The organism is Candidatus Saccharimonadales bacterium, from assembly GCA_039928925.1.
In the GTDB taxonomy this organism is placed as follows: Bacteria; Patescibacteriota; Saccharimonadia; order Saccharimonadales; family Saccharimonadaceae; genus UBA6022.
In genome coordinates, this window is the sequence record JBDSSF010000005.1 from 21,725 (window position 1) to 41,487 (window position 19,763).

The following is a 19,763-nucleotide window of genomic DNA, read 5'->3' on the forward strand; positions in this document are numbered from 1 at the left end:
AACTCTACTTTATTTGTCTGAAGATACACTTAAAGTGCGCTTCCCGCGATATCATTAAATCGCACCAAAAGTACGAGTACGATGCTGACTGAAAGAAGAATAGGTAAAATTATCTCACCTACCTTTATTTCATTGTGTTTTTCATAACTAGTATATATACGCTCAGCAGCAAACGAAACTGCTAACATTATAATCGCAACCTGGGGTAACTTGATATGTCCAACGCCCGGAAGGCTGTATGCAATCGTCCAGTGATAGGTCAGCCAACCAATCTCGGACAGTATTAGCCCCCAGATGAGACTAAAGAAATGCGAATGTGGCTCGTCGTACGAACCGAGAATATGACGGGCAGTGCTATAGCCAATAATCCATATAACTACAATAACTACGGAGACTGGCCAACCAAATGAAACGATGCTTAGCGCAGCAATACCAAAAAATAGTGCTATCCCAGCCTGCAATGCTACAAGACTACGTTTTGAGCGGGGCTTTAAGAACAATAGCCATGCTACATATAGCGCTGCAATCAAACACTGCGCAAACAACGCTCCACCTGCTGCGTATAGCAGAACGACATAGCTAAGGCTCACGATAATATCTACTGTGTTTGCTTGAATGTTCGCAAACCAGTACCGTGGACGGACGGCTAGCACACGCCACTTACTTAGAAGAACAATTGCAATCGCAGGAACTGGCGACTCAATGACAAGCACGACCACAAGAATGGCCGCAGCCAGTCCAATATTAAGAGCAATGTAAGTCAGCTCACTTAGTACAGTACGCCTTTTGGCGGCTTTTAAAAACTCCATAATCTACTGTTCATTATATCACTGCCTGACTAATTTGACGATCTGCTCTTTCCAAATATAACGACAAAATCCGTATCAGCTGACACTGCGACTGGCGGTTTTGTTGTTTTAACTTTTATCTTATAGAGATCTTCGAGACGTGCTTTTGTGGCAGGTTTATCAGTAGCAATCATATACACGTCTATATCTCCGTACGTACCTTCCGGTGCATTGCCGATAACGGTGACCGTGATACCTTTTGCCGTAAGGGCGTCTGCCTCAACCTGTGCAGTTCCAGGTACACCCGAACCATTAAGAACTTCAACGTTCGCTGCTTCTTTCGTAACAGCGTCGCTTGAAAGCTGCTTCCTAACTGCCGCACGAATTGCGCTGTAATCATATAGGCCTGCAGAAGGTTGTACGATGCTCATGCCTCCAGCATTGCCAGTTGTCATAAGTGGTGCATCTCCATCGATCAAACTAATAGACTGGATATCCTGATCCTTTATACTTTTCATCAGATCAACAAGTGTACGGATTTCTTTCGTTTCAAAGGTAGTGCGAAGATTGCTTCCAAGCGCATCAATAATTCCCGTCACCTTGCCCAGGTCACTCAATGTTCCAGCGTTGATTGCCTTGTCGCGTATTGCTTTAACAATTTTTTGCTGATTCTTCTCTCGATCAAAATTTGATTGTTCAAATCCGTAAGTTGGTGCGATATCACCTCTAGCTTGAGCAAGATATAGTGCATGTTCTGCATCAAGATTAACAGGGCCGTTTGGATAATCAATGTAATGTCCACTTGGCGGGCAGCGACGCAGAACCTCAGAACGACTTACCTTACGGTCACCAACTCCACACTTCCAATCAAAGTTGCTATCCATTTGACCACGGGGATCACGACTTTCAATTGTTACAGTAATACCACCAACAGCATTAACGAGTTGTCGCATTACTGTATAATTAACGTTTACTCCATACTGAACGTCAAGTCCAAAAATCTCACCTATGAAGCTACCTGTCTTTGTTAGTCCAGCGCGCTGCTGATCTAAACTATCACCTTCTTTTACACATCCATAATATTCGTTAATCTTACCAGCATATCCCGCATTACATGCTTGACCATACTTTACATAGAGATCACGAGGCACACTAATCAAGTAGACATTTTTTTTAGTTTGATCAATACTCATAATCATAATTGAATCAGTAAGAGTGCCCCCTTCGTGACCAGGGTCGTCTTCAGATGTACCAACAATTAAGATGTTCGTACGTCCATTGGTGTCTTGCTTAAGTGGCTGTGATTGCACAAGGTCAAAAATACTACCTTTAAACACACTGCCGCTCGCTGAAAGTACTTTGTATCCTAGGTAACCACCAATGCTTACAAGCCCAAGAAGGATAAGAATAATGACCCATTTGATGATACGCTTAGTTTTTGATTTTGGAGTACCCTTCTTAAGACGACGGCGTCGAGCTCTTTTTGTTTCATTAATAACTTCACCATCAATGTCACGGAGTGAGTCATCTATATCACCACGCGTAACACCTCTTTTTTCATTAACCAAAACTGGAGCACCGACTGTCTTATCACTACTCTGGAGATGGCCACTAAGAGGCTCATTTATTTTTGGTTTTTGATGTGGATTATGAAATTCTCCCAGTTGGCTGGCAGATCGGCGTGGCATAAAGCCGTCGACATTTGATCTTTGTTTCGTCATAAATACTCATACTATAATACACAAAAAGTTTTAAAAAATGAACTAACCGTAACTATATTAGTTCTTTTAGGTCTGGATAAAAGAGTGTATAGTTAATAAAAGTGGAAACAACTTACTTACAGCGACACCCTGCCCTCAAAGATGTATTTGGCATCATAGTTTTTATAATCTGTGTTCTCATAGGCACACTCCTTATAAATACTTTTGTTTTCCGTAGCTACAACGTCGTTGGACCAAGCATGGAGACGACGCTTTTTACTGGTGATCGCCTTGTCGTCAACCGCTTACCTGTCACATGGGCACAACTACAGAATAAAAGCTATGTTCCACAACGTGGACAAGTAATCGTGTTTAAGAACCCACGATTTAATGTTGGTACTGGTGACGAGTACATTGTTAAACGCGTCATCGCTTTTCCTGGCGAGCGTGTCACAGTATCAGATGGCGTTTTAACTGTGTATAATACCGATCACCCTCAAGGCTTTCATCCTGACGATAATAATCATGGAGAGCCTGGGTCACCTACTAGTGGAACAGTCGATACTGTTGTAACTGATGGTACGTTATTTGTAGCTGGTGATCATCGTCAAGGTGATTACTCGTACGATTCACGCAGTGGGCTTGGGCTTATTCCATTTTATGATGTCGTTGGACCAGTCAGCTTACGAATCTATCCTCTTAACAAAATACGAACTTTCTAAAAAGCCCTGTCGAGCATTTTCTGAATTCGCTTAAAGTCAGCGTCACTCCGGAAGTTGATCGTAATTTGACCGGCACCTTTTGCATTAGTCTTAATCTGCACCGGTGTTGCTAGTCTATTTGCAAGTTGCTTCACGTTGGCTTCGTAAGGCTGCACCACAATGGGGCTTTTGTCAGCCGGTGTTGCAGCAGCTTTTTTGAGTTGAACAATAAACTGTTCAATTTTGCGAGCACTCCATTCCTCACTAAGGATACGCGGTAAGATATCATTGATAATATTTTCATCAAGCCCGACAAGTGGGCGAGCTTGACCTTCGCGAATCTTCCCTTTAGCAAGTGCAGTCCGTACATTTTGCGGTAATCGAAGTAGCCTTAATGTGTTACTAACACTACTGACGGCTTTGCCGCCAACCCGCTGGCCAATCTCATCAAGTGTGAGATTAAATTGATCACGAAGCTTGAGATAAGCAGTCGCAGTCTCAAGTACGTTTAGATCTCGACGTTGTAAGTTCTCAATGAGCGACAGCTCGAGTTTATGCTGATTGCTGAGAGTGCGAACAAGTGCCGGAATTTTATCAAGTCCAGCCTTATTGGCAGCACGAAAACGACGCTCACCAGCAACTATCATATAACCACCTTTGTGTGGGGTTACAACGATCGGCTGGAGTACCCCATGTAGACCAATCGACTGTGCTAATTCTTCGAGCGACGCCTCATCGAAAGTTCTACGAGGCTGTTCAGGATCAGCTTCAATTTGAGCGAGCTTTATATTTCGAAGCTCAGACACCTGCTCATCCTGCGAAGCAGTTGGATCGAATGATTCATCGAGTAATTCAGTTGGGATGAGAGAGTCAAATCCTCGACCAAGTCCTTTTTTACTAGCTGACACGATCAATGACCTCCCTTGTTACCGCCTTATACGCCCTAGACCCTTTTGAAAAACGGTCATAGGCACCAACAGGTAATCCATGACTTGGCGCTTCAGCTAGACGAATATTACGAGGAATCGTGGTCTTAAATACCTTGCCTGGAAAATGCTTTTTAATTTCCTCATATACTTGGTTGCTAAGAGTTGTCCTGCTATCCATCATCGTCGGTAGTACGCCAAGTAGTTCGAGAGTTGGGTTCATGCTCTTGCGTACAAGCTTCATAGTCTCTAGAAGCTGTCCTAGACCCTCAAGAGCATAGAATTCAGCTTGAACAGGCAAAAGCACATAGCGAGCAGCAATAAGGCCATTAACAGTCAGTAGGCTCAGGCTCGGAGGACTATCTATAATGATAAAATCATAGCCATGAACGTTGTCGACGGCATTTTTAAGCCGACTAAATCGACGATTAGCTTGAGCTAACTCAACTTCAGTATTGGCAAGATGTGGGGTGGTTGGAGCCAAGAATAGATTTTTATGATCAGTTGCAATAATAACTTCTGTAAGTGTCTTCGTTTCAAGAATGACTTCAGTCATAGTTGATTCAAGTTTTTGCTTATCAATACCAAGACCACTCGTTGCGTTTCCCTGAGGATCAAAATCAATCAATAGGGTTTTTTTACCCTGCTTAGCCAAAAAATACGCTATGTTGACGGCACTAGTGGTTTTGCCCACACCACCCTTTTGATTGGTTACTGAAATAACTGTGGTCACTGTTTATATCTTCCCTCTTTGTTCTTTCCATTGTAGCACGAGCATGACGGAGTGAGCAGAATAAAATACTCCAGATCTACTGGAGTATTTTATATAGTAAGACTATTTATTTGATTGAAACTATTTCAATCTTGCTGTATTTTTGACGGTGTCCATTTTCAGTATGAACACGCTTCTTAGCTTTGTAGCGGATGACACGAAGTTTTTCACCCTTAACTAGGTCCTCGACTACTTTAGCGGTTACTATCACACCTTTTACCGTTGGTGTGCCGACGATAGTGTTGTCACCGTCAATAACCAACAGTGCATCAAGCGTGAGCTCTTTTGTTCCTTCCTGGAGGAGGTCCACCAGAAGGGTCTCTTTTTCGCTGGCAATAAATTGTTTGCCACCGATCTTAACGACTGCTTTTTTCATATGATTCCTTTAATTGTTTAATCAGTTGTCAATTATAACAGATGTAGGTGAACAGAACAAGTGCTCTATTGGTTATCGAGAACGATGTTATTTGCGTGCAGCCACCCTTCGACACTACCACCATCAAGATATTGTCCCATCGAAGCTACAACTCTCACTATTCCTCCATTTGTAACATATTTATTAATTGCATCTGGTAATTGGTACTCACCGTTCTGAGCCGGTAGCAAATCAAGCGTTAGATCAAGTACCTCTTTTGTAAGTACGTATTTACTGATATTAATAAGGTTACTAGGTGCTTCATCTGGTTTAGGTTGATCAATCATGCGAACATAATTGCCATTATTGTCCTGCTCTATAACACCATATCTTGCTACGTCCTGAATTGGAACATGTGTTGCAAGGAGGCTACAGTTACCTTCCGGTGTTGCTTCAATGAGTCTTTTCACCTCACTACTACCATCTTTATTATAGATAAAATCATCGCCCATAAGTACGACGACTGACTCATCTTCTTCAACGATCGATGCAGCAAGTGCAACTGGGACAGCTGTCCCATATTTACCATAGCTTGGTTGAAATATATAATGTAATTTAATATCTTTTAGCGGAGCTACAATGTCTAATTTATCCGCCTTGTTATTACGACGAAGATAATCATTGAGACTAATGTTCGATCTATAATAATTTTGCAGCTGTGTACTTTCTTCGCCCACGACGAAAAAAATTTCAGTGATGCCCGCCGCAAGGCAATCTTGAACAACATAGTCTACTAATGGCCGATTACCGATTGGCAGCATACATTTCTCAATGGCCTTTGTTATCGGAAGTCGACGTGTGCCCCATCCGGCGACAGGAATAATTGCTTTTGTAATCTTCATACTTTTAGTTTACTAGATTTGACCACCGCTGTACAAAACAAATATAAACGCCACCATCGACATTAGACCTATGGTCTTATAGGCACCGTGATGTCTATACCAAGACTGCCGAAGTTTCTTTGGTAATTTACGCCTGTACATATGGGCTGTAAACGCGATAGCAGCCACAACGATTAGAACTATAATTGAGCCAATTGCCGCTGGCGTCAGAGACTGAACAGCAATACCAACACGCGAGAGAGGTCCAATTGATGTATTGGTTGGCGGTGCCTCGACTTGGCTAACCGTAGCACCTTTTACGCTTGCTAGTGTAGGGTCTGCATACATCGCAACAACAAGTGTTGTCTGTTTACCGTCTAGTTTTCCATCGACAACAGCAAAACCAACGTTTGTATAATGGGGACCGAGGATGTTATCTTTGTGTTCGGGTGAATTCATCCATGCAGTCATAACACCACCATTCGTAGTGAAATTCCTTGCTAAATTTTCACCAGCATAATCATAGTTATAGCCAGAATCTGTCATCCATTTCCAAGGCTGCGTACCATCTGGAGCATTGTGTGCCCAATACTGACGCGCAAACATATCTTTTGCTTTCAGGTTTGCGGCTTTAGTGAGTGACGCATCTACAGCAAGCTCAGGGAGGCCTTGTTTAATCCTCTCGTGATTAGTGTCCGCTAACAATACAGATGTATTAATGTCATTCACCTGTCCAAGTACAGATCCTTGCGTCACCGTGTTGTAGCATAATTGAGCAGCAATTACGCACATAAGTACGGCTGCAAGACCGTAACGGCGAATTAAATGTGGGCGATACTGATTTGCCTTGTGTGGTACTGCCGCCATTTTTACGTGGTGAATTAGTGGTTTTTTTACTTTTTGTGTTGTTTTGTTCACTATAAAGGTAGTATACAAAAAGCATGAGCAAAAAGCGAGCGCTTTAAAACCGTGAACGGTCCCTTATAGATAGTTCTGTTAAACGTCCTGAGCGCTACGGCGGCGAGCTCCGAGTAGCCAGCAAGCAACTAACGCAAGTGCAGCAATAAGAAGCCACCAGTACCATAGAAGGCCGAAAATTTTCCAACCTTGAGAAGTTGAGGCAATTGTGCCGACTACTTCAGTTGGTGTTGTCGTATCACTCTTTTTTGTCTGGGCGCCAAGCACATCACTTGTATTTCCATCATTTGTTGTTGCGGTATCTGACACATTTCCTCCGCTCACCTGGCCAGTAATTGGACTCGTAACGATCGTGGTTGCAGGTAATTCTTGTGCAAGTGCCAGTATAGGTGAAGAAATTGTATCGCCCAGTGGAGCCGACACCTCTGTAATAGCTACATTTGAAGTTACAGATGAGATATTCCCTGCTTCATCCTTACTTGTAGCCGTAATCGTATGGGTACCAAGCGCGATTGGCGTGCTGACAGTAATAGTCCATGTTCCGTCAGGGTTAATAGTTGCATCATATTCGATTGTATCGACAGTTACGACAATAGGCTGACTAATATGAGTCGTCGTGCCAGTTATAGTTGGGGTCGTATCTGTGGTATCGGCAGATGGGTCTATTGTTAGGACCGCAGCTGTTACGTCATATACTACTGTAAAGGTACTAGACCAAGCAGAGACGTTACCCGCACTATCAATTGCACGTACTTGTATGTAGTGCGTCCCCTCGCCTTGATTAAATGTTCCACTTCTAGTTAATGATTGACCATTATCTACGATGTAAGCGCTCGCTTCGGTATTATATGCTGAAGATGGAATGTTATTCCAGTACTTATACTCGTAGTGTGCAGCATCATCTACACCAATCCAGCTTATTGTCACATCACTAGATCCTGTTGCTCCATTGTTTGTGATGACATTATTATGCGAATCTTTTAGGGTGAGATTTTGTGGCGCGGCAGGTGCGGCTGAATCGATTGTCATTTTCCACGGTGTCGTCCATGGACTTTTATTACCCGCTACATCGATTGCACGAACCTGCCAGTAATAAGTGCCGTCCGGTGCTCCAGTTGAATGAATTTTTGGAGATGTTAAGTTATTTTGTTCACTATCACCGTTAGTGATTGAATTCCACGCGCCAATAAGTGATCCGGTGTTATCAATAGAGCCATTCGATGACGATTGGAATTCATATTTTACAGAATTAGTATCTATAGATTGCGTCCATGTAAAGTAGAAGTCATTTGTCCGTTCAAAACCATTATTTGTAGTGTTTATAAGCTCAGGAATGGTAGGATTTATCGAGTCTACAGTTACCGTATTGTAGGTACTCCACGGGCCAAAATTACCGTTAACATCGATTCCGCGAACTCGCCAAGTGTATGATGCCTGAGGTGAATTATTATTATGGCGGATGATTGTAGAACCACCTAAAACATAGTTTCCGGCATCACTTGTGTCTGTATAGTATTGGTCATTATTGTATGTTGTTTCATATTGATACTTTACAGCTCCAGCTACAGCAGACCATGTATTATCAAACGAAGGATTATTTGTGTATGAGCTACTTGATGGTGTCAAACTAGTAGGCGCAGATAATTCTGTTGGTTCGAAGTCATACTTATTGCCGTTAAAACTCAGGCCATCAACCTCTGTATCGTACGCCGGGTTGTTGCTCCCTACATTAGTGCCTACACTGATGACAACTGCATTGGGAAATTGAGACAAAATATATGGTAATGTATATTGAAATTCACCTTGGCTTTTCTGGAGCGGAGTATAGTCACGTGTAATCCAAAACTTTCCCGCTGCTACGTCCCATGTTTGCCATTCACCTTTATGAATATTGGCTACTCCTACGTTATTGTATGGTTCATATACCAGAGTTGCGTATTTTGCAGCAGTACCATCCAACAGTACTTCCATTTGATATGAGGGTAGACCTCTATTAAATGAAGTACTATTTTGTTTTGTACTATATCCAAGGTTATGCTGAAGAACTACTGAGAGCGGTAGAGCACTAACCGGCTTAACAAATTGCGCCTTGTCCTGACCGTTTACTGGATTTGCGTCAGTTATAAGGTGCAGAGCTCCTGTGTTTAATGCCGAGCTATCTGTCATAAAACTAAGATGTCCGTTACTGCGCGTATCTCCCATTGAAAAACCTTGTGGTGATGACTGCGTAACTTCCACGGGCGTATCGATACTAGGTGAAAGTGCAAATACATTGCGACTAAAGAATTGTGGCGCGGCAAAACTAATTGTACCTAAGATGAGAGCGAATACAGCAATAACAAGAGTCGTTGGCGTAGGTTTACTAAAGACGTTGTGCCCAATTTGAAGTCCCATAAACAGTATCTCTCTTCTCCACACTCCACATGTGGGGTTAGCTTGAGGCTATTGTACCATATAGATAGTCGTACAGCTAGTGATTAGATGGAGTATTCTGTAGATGCTCCATACGGTCATGATTCAGCCCATAATAGTGTGCAATTTCATGCCAAAGCGTGCGCTTGACCTGCTCAAATAAGCTAGTGTCGTCATTTGATACGGCAAGAATTGAGTTTTTAAATAATGTAATTTTATCTGGCAGTACAAAGGTGTAGCCACCTCCGCGCTGCGTTAAAGGAATTCCTTCATATAGTCCCAAAAGCAACTGTCCATGGCTTATTTTCATTTTTACCTTCTGTTCAGGTGTTGGCTCATCTGCATAAACAATTGCGACATTGTCTAAACCTGTGATGTAAGCCTGAGGTAATTCATCCATAGCTTTAGTAATTAACGTATCAAATTCTTGGTCAGTCATCTTGTCCTACTTATTTATTGAATCAATTTATTTACTCGTTGTGATACGCTACTAGCTGCCTGTTTTGCTTGGTCAACTGTCTTATTAATCGACTGAACTGACTCAGTAGCTTGATCTTTAATATCATTAACTGGTGATGCAATCTCGTCTCGGAGACCTAAGATTTCATCAGTAAAGTCGTTCCCGATAGACTTTACATCATTAAGTGCACCAATTAATTCATCAAGCAATCCCATATCTACCTACAAGCATAACAAAAAAGGCAGTTATGTGCGACCTTTGATGTGCGTAGTTACTCTTCGTTATCAAATGTGAACCATTCTGGATCTTTATGGATGTCTTCTTCAACATTCTCCCAGAATGCTTGACTCTGCCCTTCGTCTAATCCTTCTTCAAATGTGATCGCGTCTGGCTCTTGCTGTTCAGCAATAATTTCTTCGCGAAGACCATTATCGATGGGATCGATGGGTCGAAAACTAATTGATTTTAATAAGTGGAATGTCATATGTTTGTTTTAAATGTATTTATACACATATTAGCATAAACATGATACTATGTCAATATGTACGCTGAAACAATCTTTATAGCCTGGTACACACTCGTCACTTTCTGAACGAAAGTTTTGAGGCTTGGATCTAATATCTCGCTTATTGAAAAAATGGGTATGCGACACTCGATAGCATATCAGATTTCAAGTGCTGTGCTTTGTCCTATGTAGCTTTCTCTAGACTTATTACTAAATCAACTCCTTCGACGCTTACTAATACTTCGTAGCTATAGACAGACTCCTCTAATGAATCTGCCAGTGTCTCAGACATAATGACTTCCCGATGGTCACTAATTGCTTTTTGTAAATCGCTATCTTTTGTCTTTAGGTGTAGGTTTATGTGATCGTCAACATTTAAGCCTGCAGCCTTACGACTTGTTTGAATATGTCGCACGACCTCTCGCATTAGACCCTCACGTCGCAATTCGGGTGTTAACTCAAGATCCAATGCTAATTCTTTGCCCAGTGTGACGTTCTTAACGTTCAATTCTTCGATCAATATGTCGTCAAAATTAACAAAATCTCCTAATGATGGAATCGTAATGCTAGCTAGTGGCTGTCGTACTTTCAAGTGTTCTTTAGCACGAATACTTAAGCCCTGATTAACATAGTCACGGACTGTCTCCATGTCACGAACAACAAGTTCATTAATATGCCCGACCTTAGGCCAATCGAGAAGATGCACTGATTCACCATCAGTAAGTTTCTGGTACAATTCTTCTGCTAAGAAAGGTGTGAATGGCGCCATAATCTGCGCTAGCTGTGTTAGTACATAGTGAAGTGTTCGGTACGCGTTGTTTTTATCCTGATCATCACCCGACTTCCAAAAACGACGGCGGCTGCGACGCACGTACCAATTACTCGCATCTTCAATAAATGGTAAGATTGGCTTCGTTGCATTTGGAATATCATACGCATCCATATGTTTTTCAACCTCTGCAGTAAGTTGGTGTACACGACTAATAATCCATTGATCAAGTGGGTTGTCGCACTCAGGTAACGGGTCCGATCTCTCTCCTTTAAACTCCCATCCATCTACTTCTGCATACATTGTAAAGAAATCGTACATGTTCCAGACCATGCTAAGCTTGCGGGCAATATCCCCCACTTCTTTATCTTGAAGAGCGAAATCTTCACCGTTAAGTAGTGGACTTTGAAGTAGCAAGAAGCGCAGACTATCTGCTGAAAACTTATCCATTAGTTCATTAGGGTCTGTAAAGTTACCATAGCTTTTACTCATTTTTCGACCATCATTACCTGCAACATTTCCAGTAACAATTACGTTTCTAAAGGAGTTCTCCCCGAACAGGGCAACACTCATAGAGTGCATGTAATAAAACCATGCACGAACTTGTCCTATATATTCAACAACAAAATCACCAGGGAAATTTTGCTCAAATTTAACTCGATTTTCAAATGGGTAGTGGAATTGTGCAAAAGGCATACTGCCAGCCTCAAACCAACTATCCATTACCTTGTCGATACGTTCATAGGTTACTCCATCGATACTAAAAGTAACTGCATCAATCCATGGCCTATGGTAATCATCAAGCCTCTTACCGCTCAGCTGCTCAAGCTCATCATAGCTACCGACAACTTTAATGTGTACTTCTCCTTTTGTATCAACGCCCTTCCAAACCGGCATAGCTGTCGCCCAGAAACGGTCGCGTGAGAGATTCCAATCAGGTGCAGATTCGACAGTTTTAGCAAATCGTCCATTTTTTACATGTGAAGGAAACCAGTTTATGTTTCCATTCTTCTCGAGCATAGTTTCACGCTGGCTATCGATATCCATAAACCAGCTTGGGTGCGCTCGGTACATTAAGCGAGTACCACATCTATGACAGTGTGGGTAGCTATGGCGGTAGTACTCAATCTTCCACACGATACCACGATCGTGAAGTGTCTTAGCTATTGGTTTGTTAGCTTCCCATACATTCTGACCAACCCAATCACTTTCTGTATAGTGACCATTCTCATCAATAACATGAATTACTGGTATTTTATTTATTATTGCTAGCTCAAAGTCTTCCTCACCATATGCAGGGGCTAAATGAACAATCCCAGATCCACTCTCGAGAGTGACGTAGTCGGCATGAAAAATCTTATGCGCACCTTCACCACGATTGACACCAAGAAGTGGTTCATATGTCTTGCCAACAAGCTCTTCACCCTTAAGTGTCCGAATAACTTTATTGTTCAAAGGTTGATGCTTTTCATCCGTTAAAACTTTTTTAGCAAGATCCTTTGCGAGAATCAGTCGCTCACCATCGACCTCAACTTCGACATAATCAAATTCTTTATTAACTGCAATTGCAGTGTTTGCAGGTAGAGTCCATGGTGTCGTTGTCCATGCTAAAAGGCTCGCATCATTATCAGAAAGCTTAAATTTTACATACACAGACGGGTCCGTTACATCTTGGTAAGCACCAGCGTCCATTGTTACTTCTGCTTTTGAAAGAGGTGTTGCATCAAGTGTGCAGTACATAAGAACTTTTTCGCCCTCATAAATTTTACCTTTGTCGTACAAAGTCTTGAATGCCCACCATATACTTTCCATGTACTCTTTATCCATAGTTTTGTAAGCGCCCTTGAAGTCGACCCAACGACCGATCCGATCAACTGTACCCTCCCAAAGACCACTCGTCTGTACCATATTCTCTCGACAGGCAATAATATACTTTTCGATACCATACTTTAGTACCTCTTCACGAGAATTAATACCTAGCTTTTTTTCAGTGTAACGCTCAGCTGGAAGACCGTGGCAATCCCATCCCCATACGCGCTCAACTCGTTTGCCTTTCATTGTCTGATAGCGCGGAATTGCGTCTTTAACAATGGAGCTTAACAAAGTTCCATGGTGAGGAACACCGGAAATAAATGGCGGACCATCATAAAATACATATGAATTGTCTTCCGATCGTTGCTCTACGGATTTTTCAAATGTCTTGTTTTTTTTCCATTGTATTACAATGTCTTTTTCATACTCAAGCGCACGGCGGCGGGTGTTAGCCTTAAATTTCATCACTTATCTCCTTCGTTTTGTGCACTTATCCATTGTAAAAGTATGAGAGCAATACGCTCTTCCTTTAAATCACCATTCAAAATCATATTAATCACCTCTTCATACGAAAACCATCCATCAGCATCAATATCCTCACCCTCTTCAAGTTGCTGGCCAATTGTCGAATGCTGCCACTGTGTTACTTCAAACACAAATAAATCCCATTCAACTGTCGCGCCAAGTGTTGATTTTTTAAATTGCTTGAGCTCACTTACTTCAATTCCAGTTTCTTGTAATGATTCTTCAATTGCTTTGCTACGTGCAGCTACTAATATATCCTGACGAGATTCTCTAAAACTCTCATATTCATCAAGTGTATCAAACACTTTGCCACCAGGTAGACGATAGTCCCAATCATCTAGTTCTTTACGGAACTCTTTTGTTAATAATACTTTTTTACTTTTCTGATCAGAGATAATTAAACGTACACCCGGAGCGCGCCGAGCTTTTTCAAATACCCGACCATCAGGTTGAGTTTCATGTATCAATTCAAATAGTTTACCTTTAGAAAAAACTTCTTCGGTTTTTTGAACGGGAACTTCTGGTGAGATCATAGTTTTTCTCCTTAAATAAAAAAATCCCTATTTAGTCACTGGAATCCGCTATATAATGAAGCGGACGGTACCATCCAGTTTCTAAAAAGAAATTCTTTTTAGCGCTTAGTTGTATGCTGTAACGTTGCATAAACGCCTGGGTTCTAGTCTCTAGACAGATTTCTTCCCGGAACATTCGCGGCTGATAACCACTTACCTTTATACAAAGGGTGTTTACTCTATTCTACTCTGTTTACATATCTTGTTCAACAGGTATGCCAATCATCTGAAAGAACTCTTCATGATCAATACCTGTTTGGTATGATAGAGTTGTAAGGTTGCCGAGAAAGTCGTTATCATCCTCGCCTAGCAGATCTTCTGGGTCAAAATCTGACATATCAATACCGAGTTCATCTGCTATCTCCAAAAGTTTTATGAGAATAGCGTTCTTGTCTAACCCAAGATCATATCTTGACTCTGTTTCGTGTTGGTTATTATTAAATTCGCTCATATATTATCAATGTTAAGCGAATAAACCATCGCCGTATTTTATTAAGATAGCAGCTATAACAAGTACAATAAGGCTCGCTAGCAGTAGCTTATCATAGTCCTTTTTCACCCATCTCTGGAGACTTTCTGAAATATTCTTAGGAAGATACAGATTGTCCTCACGAATGTTATAACGTGTAATTGCAAAGAATACTAGCGTCGTTGTCAGTGTAACCAATAAACACCACGGGCAAAGGGCCTGAATTATGACAAAACTAACATAAAACAGGTAGTAGGCAAAAATAAGGCCTAGGCTATAACCGATCTGAGCTGCAAACATGAATGCACGAGGAAACTTCACACCTGCTAAACCAGCGATTGCAACAGTTATAACAATCGGCTCAGCAACCATACCAAGGAAACTATTCGGAAAACCCAGTAACTGCGCGGACGGGTGCTTGGCAACGGTTGCACAGTTAACAATTATATTAATGCTGCAACTAAGCAGCGTGTTAGGATTTTTTGCTAACTGAAATGATTCTACAGATAACACAAACGCTGCGATCAAACTTAATATAGCACCGACCAGCATACTGGTAAAAATCCACCTATTATCACGAAGATTCTTATCTTTATGACGGAAAAAGCTCTGAATATTTTTAAACATAATAACTAACCTCACTAATTGTTGGGAGCGGCAAGCCACGCCAACTGTTTAACGCCATTCCTTCGTCAGACATAGCAACAATTGTTGGATACTCAACAATATCATAGACGCGACATAATTCGGAGCCTGAGACAGAGTCTGGATCAATAGTGTCTAATTTGTGACCAGTTTGACGTTCGAAATCACGAAGATAATCCAACACGGCTCGCGCATGATCACTCTCGTTTTTGTAAACAATTAATGCTTTCATATATTTTTCTTGCGTCGCTGAGCTAGAATTGCCTCGAATTCATCGAGTGTCTTAAACTCGTGGTAGACACTTGCGAAGCGAACATATGCAACTTCATTCCTTAGCGCTAATTCATCAAGAACCTTATCCCCTACTAATTTAGAGATGATTTCAGACTCACCTAGCTCATATAGTGAATCTTCAACATTCGAAATGATCTCTTCTACTTCGACTTCGGATGAAAAAAACTTTCCAACTGAACGCTTGATAGCTGTAGCTAGCTTGTCACGATCAAATAACTCACGTGTTCCATCTTTCTTAACGATTGCAAGATTGGGCTTTTCAATACGCTCATAGGTAGTAAACCTATGTTTACCGTCTAAGGTTTCACGACGACGACGGATCGTTACTCCATCACCAACTTCACGCGACTCAATAACTCTCGTATCACCAATCTTATATTGCTGACTCATACTCGTAACTAACTCCTATTCGTCAGATTTATTTTTTTTGCGACGACGAAGAAATGCAGGTGTATCTGATTCATCTTCTTCATCAGCTGGCTGATTCCAGATATCGTGTGTATCTTCCGAAGCAAAGTTCGCAGCAACATCTGTCTTATCAAGGTCAAGATCGATTGAATCAACCGCATCATCACTCACAGTTGCTACCGGCTGCATCACGCTTGCACCTGGGTTTTCAAGCTGAGCTGCCTGTTCATGGAAATATGCACTATCAAAGCCCGTCGCGATAACCGTTATAATGAGCTCGTCCTCAAGATCAGGTTTAAGAGTCGCACCAAAAATGATATTAGCATCTGGTGAAACAGCACTAGTGATGATCTCAGCTGCTTCTTGGATCTCACTCATACTCATATCGTAACCACCTGTTACATTAAAGAGTACGCCCTTAGCACCGTCGATTGATACCTCAATAAGCGGTGATTCAATTGCTTGTTGTGCGGCTTGCGCGGCACGATCGTCACCGCTTGCACGGCCAATTCCCATGAGTGCAGAGCCGGCATTACTCATAATTGCCCTTACGTCAGCAAAGTCTAAGTTAATAAGACCGTGCTCTGTGATAAGTTCTGATATACCCTGGACGCCTTGGCGCAGCACATCATCTGCTATTTTGAATGTTTCAAGAAGTGGCGTTCGGCGATCTATAGTTTGAAGAAGTCTATCGTTTGGAATTGTGATTAATGTATCAACCTGTCGACCAAGTTGAGCAATTGCCCATTCAGCATTTTGACGACGTTTTTCACCTTCAAAACTAAATGGCTTTGTCGCAACACCGACAACAAGGATTCCCATATCTCGTGCGACTTCAGCTACGACATGTCCAGCACCAGATCCTGTACCTCCGCCGGCACCAATCGTAACAAATACCATATCTGCGCCTTCAAGGGCTTCACGAATTTGGTCACGAGACTCTTCAGCGGCTTGCTCACCGACACTTGGGTTTGCACCAGCACCAAGACCACCTGTAGTAGAATGCCCAAGATGAATTTTTACATCTGCTTTTGAATTATGGAGCGCCTGGGCGTCTGTATTCATTGCAATGAATTGAACCCCCTGTAGGCCTGCGTCTTTCATACGATTAACAGCAGATCCGCCGGCACCGCCAACGCCTACAACTTTAATGCTTGCAAATGTTTGTATCTCACTTGGTGTTACTTCCGGCATGGAATTAGTCTCTCCCCGATATTCTATTCTTATCTAGTATAGCATTTATCATTTAAAAACAAATTACGCCTTAAACCGAGCAATAAACTTGGTGATAAAGCCACTCGCATTTTTTATTGCAGCTTTACTGTTCGCACCTTTAGCGCGTGGCTCTGCTTCATTGCCACCTTGCGCATCAGCAAGCATTAGGCCGATTGCAGTTGCAAACTGTGGCTCCTCAATATGGTCAGCAACCCCGGCGTAACCCGTTGCTTTACCAATACGTGCTGCAACCCCTAGTTTTTCTTTGGCAAATTCAGCTATACCCTTAAGTTGTGCAGTCCCACCTGTCAGCACAACACCACTAGGAAGTCGTCCAGCGCGACCAGCTTTTTTTAGTTCTTTGTTTATGGCATCAAATATTTCATCTAAACGAGCCTCAACTATTTCATCAACATCAGCAGGGTCGAAACTGAAAGTCTCTTTCTCGTGCTTAACTTGAATCTTGGCATGATCAACTCGACCACTTAACTGTGCATGTGATAATTTCACTTTTTCAGCAATTTCTGGGTCAGTTTTTAAGCCAATGGCGAGGTCATTCGTGATGTTCGTACCCCCGACAGGAATAACTGAGACGTACTGGAGATCTCCTTCTTCGAAAACTACGACACTTGTTGTCGCACCGCCAATATCAAGTAAGGCAACGCCATTTTCAATTTGTTGCTCTGTAAGGACAGCTTTAGCGGCTGCCATACCTGCAGGTATAATTGCATGTGATAGCACCTTTGCCATATCTGTGGTTTTTTGAAGATTTGAAACGTGTGGGCCTAATCCAGACACTACGTTTGCACTAATTTCGAGACGAGTACCGGTCATGTTCAAGGGATCTTTAATATTGTCCTGACCATCAAGTCGGTAGCTATGCGGAACTACTTCAAGAATCTCTCGGTTTGCTGGTACTTTTCCTAACGTTGCAACCTCTTCAATGCGATCGAGATCACTATGATTTATCTCATGATCAGCCGTACCCACTGCGATCATACCGTCAGCTTTTGTACTCATAATATGTGCACCGTTGATGCTGATAGTTGCACCATCTACCTGATAACCGCTCATACGCTCAGCTTCACCGAGTGCATCATCAATTGCCCTAGCTGGTCCGGTTAAATTAGCCACGACGCCTTTACGCATACCACTATTTGGCGCTTGACCGACACCAACAATTGTTGGTGTTCCGCTTGTGGCATCTATGTGACCAACTACGCAGCGTACTGTCGTCGTACCAATATCAATACCGACAGCGTACTTAGATATTTCTTGCATAGTTTTCAGTATAACGCTTACGGTGTGGTTTAGGCAACCTTCAGGTGTTTAGAGTTTGGTTAAAATTTCAGCGCCCGTTTCGGTAATAAGAACTGTGTGCTCAAAATGAGCAGCTAAACTACCGTCTCGTGTGCGAATTGTCCAACCGTCTTGTTGATCAGTAATGATTTTCTCACCACCAAGTGTGGCCATAGGTTCAATTGCGATAGTATCCCCAGGCTGCAAAAGAGTTCCGGTTCCCTTTTTACCGTAATTTGGCACTTCGGGTGGCATATGCATTTCAAATCCAACACCATGGCCAACTAAGTCACGGATAATACCCAGTTTACCCTCACGGAGAACCTTCTCAACTGCAGCAGAGATGTCACCGGTTCTTGTGCCTCTCCCTTTAATAGCATCAATACCGGCGTAAAGGCTTCGTTCTGTTATGTTCACTAAATGCTTCTTAACGCCACTTGGCTTCTCATCTACAATCAGAGTAAAGGCAGCATCTGTTTTCATATTTTTGTAAGTAAGAACTAAATCAAAGCTTACAATGTCACCTTTTTCTAAAATATAATCACTGGGTACACTATGAACAATCTGATCATTAGTAGAAATGCATATAACAGCCGGAAAGTTTACTTCGCTTGTCTTATAGGTTGCTATTGCACCGTGACGAGTGATCTCACCTTCTACCCATTTATTAATACTTTTTTCTGTCATTCCCGCATGAACAATTGATACTAAATCTTGGTATATTGTAGCAATAATTTTACCGCCATCGCGCATTGCTTGAATTTGAGATTCTGATTTTATACGAGGCTGCATGCCACAAGCTCTTCCATAATACGATCGTGTACTTGACCCACTGTTCCTGTACCGTCAATATGTGCAATATTTATGCCTTGTTCTGTTAAAAAACTAAGGATGGGGTACATCTCTTGGCGATAAATTCGAAGTCTCTCGTCAATTGCTTCCGGCGTGTCATCGATACGACCACGCACTTCAAGTCGCTTTAATAGTTCTGAACGTGGCACCTCAAGAACTATAACTAATCCAACGGATCGCTGATGTTCAGGCTGAGATTTAACTAGCCACTTAGCTTGTGAGAGTTCTCGGGGGAAACCATCGAGAATAACTCGCTCAATACTTTTTGCACGAGACAGCGCGTCGCCCATAAGTAAGTTAACTTTTTGGGGGCTCACTAAAGCACCCGTCTGCATCTCTTTGATTAATTCTAAATCATGTGTGTCACGTAATAATTGTCCCGCACTTAACCAACGCCATCCATGGCGTGCAGCTAGCATCTGTCCTTGGACACTTTTTCCCGCTCCAGCTGGGCCAAAAAATACGATCATTACTACTCCTTTTTG

At 42.1% G+C, this 19,763-nt stretch carries 22 protein-coding genes; 1 reads left to right on the top strand and 21 read right to left on the bottom strand.

All coding sequences use genetic code 11. The features are described from left to right. Nucleotides 1-29 precede the first annotated feature (29 nt). On the bottom strand, nt 30-809 hold the full coding sequence (locus ABIS22_05090; protein MEO7741260.1) for a hypothetical protein: 780 nt from the start codon (nt 807-809) through the stop codon (nt 30-32). 29 nt (nt 810-838) lie between these two features. Continuing rightward, entirely contained in the window at nt 839-2,509 is a 1,671-nt protein-coding gene (locus ABIS22_05095) for an LCP family protein (GenBank protein ID MEO7741261.1), read from the bottom strand. 101 nt (nt 2,510-2,610) lie between these two features. Between ABIS22_05095 and lepB the strand changes: the two genes are divergently transcribed. Continuing rightward, nucleotides 2,611-3,210, top strand: coding sequence for a signal peptidase I (gene lepB / locus ABIS22_05100; GenBank protein MEO7741262.1), 600 nt, complete (start codon nt 2,611-2,613; stop codon nt 3,208-3,210). Here the strand turns inward: lepB and ABIS22_05105 are convergent. From ABIS22_05105 to ABIS22_05195, 19 genes are all read right to left on the bottom strand, one after another. Further along, nucleotides 3,207-4,097 (bottom strand): ParB/RepB/Spo0J family partition protein, encoded by an 891-nt coding sequence (locus tag ABIS22_05105; GenBank protein MEO7741263.1) that lies wholly within the window; start codon nt 4,095-4,097, stop codon nt 3,207-3,209. The genes lepB and ABIS22_05105 overlap by 4 nt on opposite strands. Next, nucleotides 4,087-4,848 (bottom strand): ParA family protein, encoded by a 762-nt coding sequence (locus tag ABIS22_05110; protein MEO7741264.1) that lies wholly within the window; start codon nt 4,846-4,848, stop codon nt 4,087-4,089. The genes ABIS22_05105 and ABIS22_05110 overlap by 11 nt, the downstream gene beginning before the upstream one ends. 106 nt (nt 4,849-4,954) lie before the next feature. Beyond that, nucleotides 4,955-5,263, bottom strand: coding sequence for a 50S ribosomal protein L21 (rplU, locus tag ABIS22_05115; GenBank protein ID MEO7741265.1), 309 nt, complete (start codon nt 5,261-5,263; stop codon nt 4,955-4,957). A gap of 65 nt (nt 5,264-5,328) precedes the next feature. Further along, a complete protein-coding gene (locus ABIS22_05120) occupies nt 5,329-6,144 on the bottom strand; it encodes a sugar phosphate nucleotidyltransferase (protein ID MEO7741266.1) in 816 nt (271 codons plus the stop codon). A gap of 12 nt (nt 6,145-6,156) precedes the next feature. Continuing rightward, entirely contained in the window at nt 6,157-7,041 is an 885-nt protein-coding gene (locus tag ABIS22_05125) for a CAP domain-containing protein (GenBank protein MEO7741267.1), read from the bottom strand. A 78-nt stretch (nt 7,042-7,119) separates the two neighbouring features. Beyond that, nucleotides 7,120-9,435 (bottom strand): Ig-like domain-containing protein, encoded by a 2,316-nt coding sequence (locus ABIS22_05130; GenBank protein ID MEO7741268.1) that lies wholly within the window; start codon nt 9,433-9,435, stop codon nt 7,120-7,122. 76 nt (nt 9,436-9,511) lie between these two features. Next, nucleotides 9,512-9,892: a metallopeptidase family protein gene (locus ABIS22_05135; GenBank protein ID MEO7741269.1), complete on the bottom strand. Its 381-nt coding sequence runs from the start codon at nt 9,890-9,892 to the stop codon at nt 9,512-9,514. 14 nt (nt 9,893-9,906) lie between these two features. Next, a complete protein-coding gene (locus ABIS22_05140; protein ID MEO7741270.1) occupies nt 9,907-10,128 on the bottom strand; it encodes a hypothetical protein in 222 nt (73 codons plus the stop codon). A 56-nt stretch (nt 10,129-10,184) separates the two neighbouring features. Next, nucleotides 10,185-10,397 (bottom strand): hypothetical protein, encoded by a 213-nt coding sequence (locus ABIS22_05145; protein MEO7741271.1) that lies wholly within the window; start codon nt 10,395-10,397, stop codon nt 10,185-10,187. A 205-nt stretch (nt 10,398-10,602) separates the two neighbouring features. Beyond that, nucleotides 10,603-13,464 carry an isoleucine--tRNA ligase gene (gene ileS / locus ABIS22_05150; GenBank protein ID MEO7741272.1) on the bottom strand — a complete coding sequence of 954 codons (2,862 nt, stop codon included), beginning with the start codon at nt 13,462-13,464 and terminating at the stop codon, nt 10,603-10,605. Next, nucleotides 13,464-14,057 carry a hypothetical protein gene (locus ABIS22_05155; protein ID MEO7741273.1) on the bottom strand — a complete coding sequence of 198 codons (594 nt, stop codon included), beginning with the start codon at nt 14,055-14,057 and terminating at the stop codon, nt 13,464-13,466. The genes ileS and ABIS22_05155 overlap by 1 nt, the downstream gene beginning before the upstream one ends. Nucleotides 14,058-14,289: 232 nt before the next feature. Continuing rightward, entirely contained in the window at nt 14,290-14,547 is a 258-nt protein-coding gene (locus ABIS22_05160; GenBank protein MEO7741274.1) for a hypothetical protein, read from the bottom strand. Nucleotides 14,548-14,559: 12 nt separating this feature from the next. Further along, nucleotides 14,560-15,192, bottom strand: a complete 633-nt coding sequence (locus ABIS22_05165; protein ID MEO7741275.1) for a vitamin K epoxide reductase family protein — start codon at nt 15,190-15,192, stop codon at nt 14,560-14,562. Continuing rightward, nucleotides 15,185-15,442 (bottom strand): hypothetical protein, encoded by a 258-nt coding sequence (locus ABIS22_05170; GenBank protein ID MEO7741276.1) that lies wholly within the window; start codon nt 15,440-15,442, stop codon nt 15,185-15,187. The genes ABIS22_05165 and ABIS22_05170 overlap by 8 nt, the downstream gene beginning before the upstream one ends. After that, on the bottom strand, nt 15,439-15,894 hold the full coding sequence (gene nrdR / locus ABIS22_05175) for a transcriptional regulator NrdR (GenBank protein ID MEO7741277.1): 456 nt from the start codon (nt 15,892-15,894) through the stop codon (nt 15,439-15,441). The genes ABIS22_05170 and nrdR overlap by 4 nt, the downstream gene beginning before the upstream one ends. A gap of 15 nt (nt 15,895-15,909) precedes the next feature. Further along, the gene (ftsZ, locus tag ABIS22_05180; protein MEO7741278.1) at nt 15,910-17,106 is read right to left on the bottom strand and encodes a cell division protein FtsZ; all 1,197 of its coding nucleotides are present in this window, start codon (nt 17,104-17,106) and stop codon (nt 15,910-15,912) included. Between the two features lie 63 nt (nt 17,107-17,169). Further along, on the bottom strand, nt 17,170-18,408 hold the full coding sequence (gene ftsA, locus ABIS22_05185; GenBank protein ID MEO7741279.1) for a cell division protein FtsA: 1,239 nt from the start codon (nt 18,406-18,408) through the stop codon (nt 17,170-17,172). A gap of 48 nt (nt 18,409-18,456) precedes the next feature. Continuing rightward, entirely contained in the window at nt 18,457-19,218 is a 762-nt protein-coding gene (gene map, locus ABIS22_05190) for a type I methionyl aminopeptidase (GenBank protein MEO7741280.1), read from the bottom strand. Further along, the gene (locus ABIS22_05195; GenBank protein ID MEO7741281.1) at nt 19,203-19,748 is read right to left on the bottom strand and encodes a nucleoside monophosphate kinase; all 546 of its coding nucleotides are present in this window, start codon (nt 19,746-19,748) and stop codon (nt 19,203-19,205) included. The genes map and ABIS22_05195 overlap by 16 nt, the downstream gene beginning before the upstream one ends. Nucleotides 19,749-19,763: the final 15 nt, after the last annotated feature.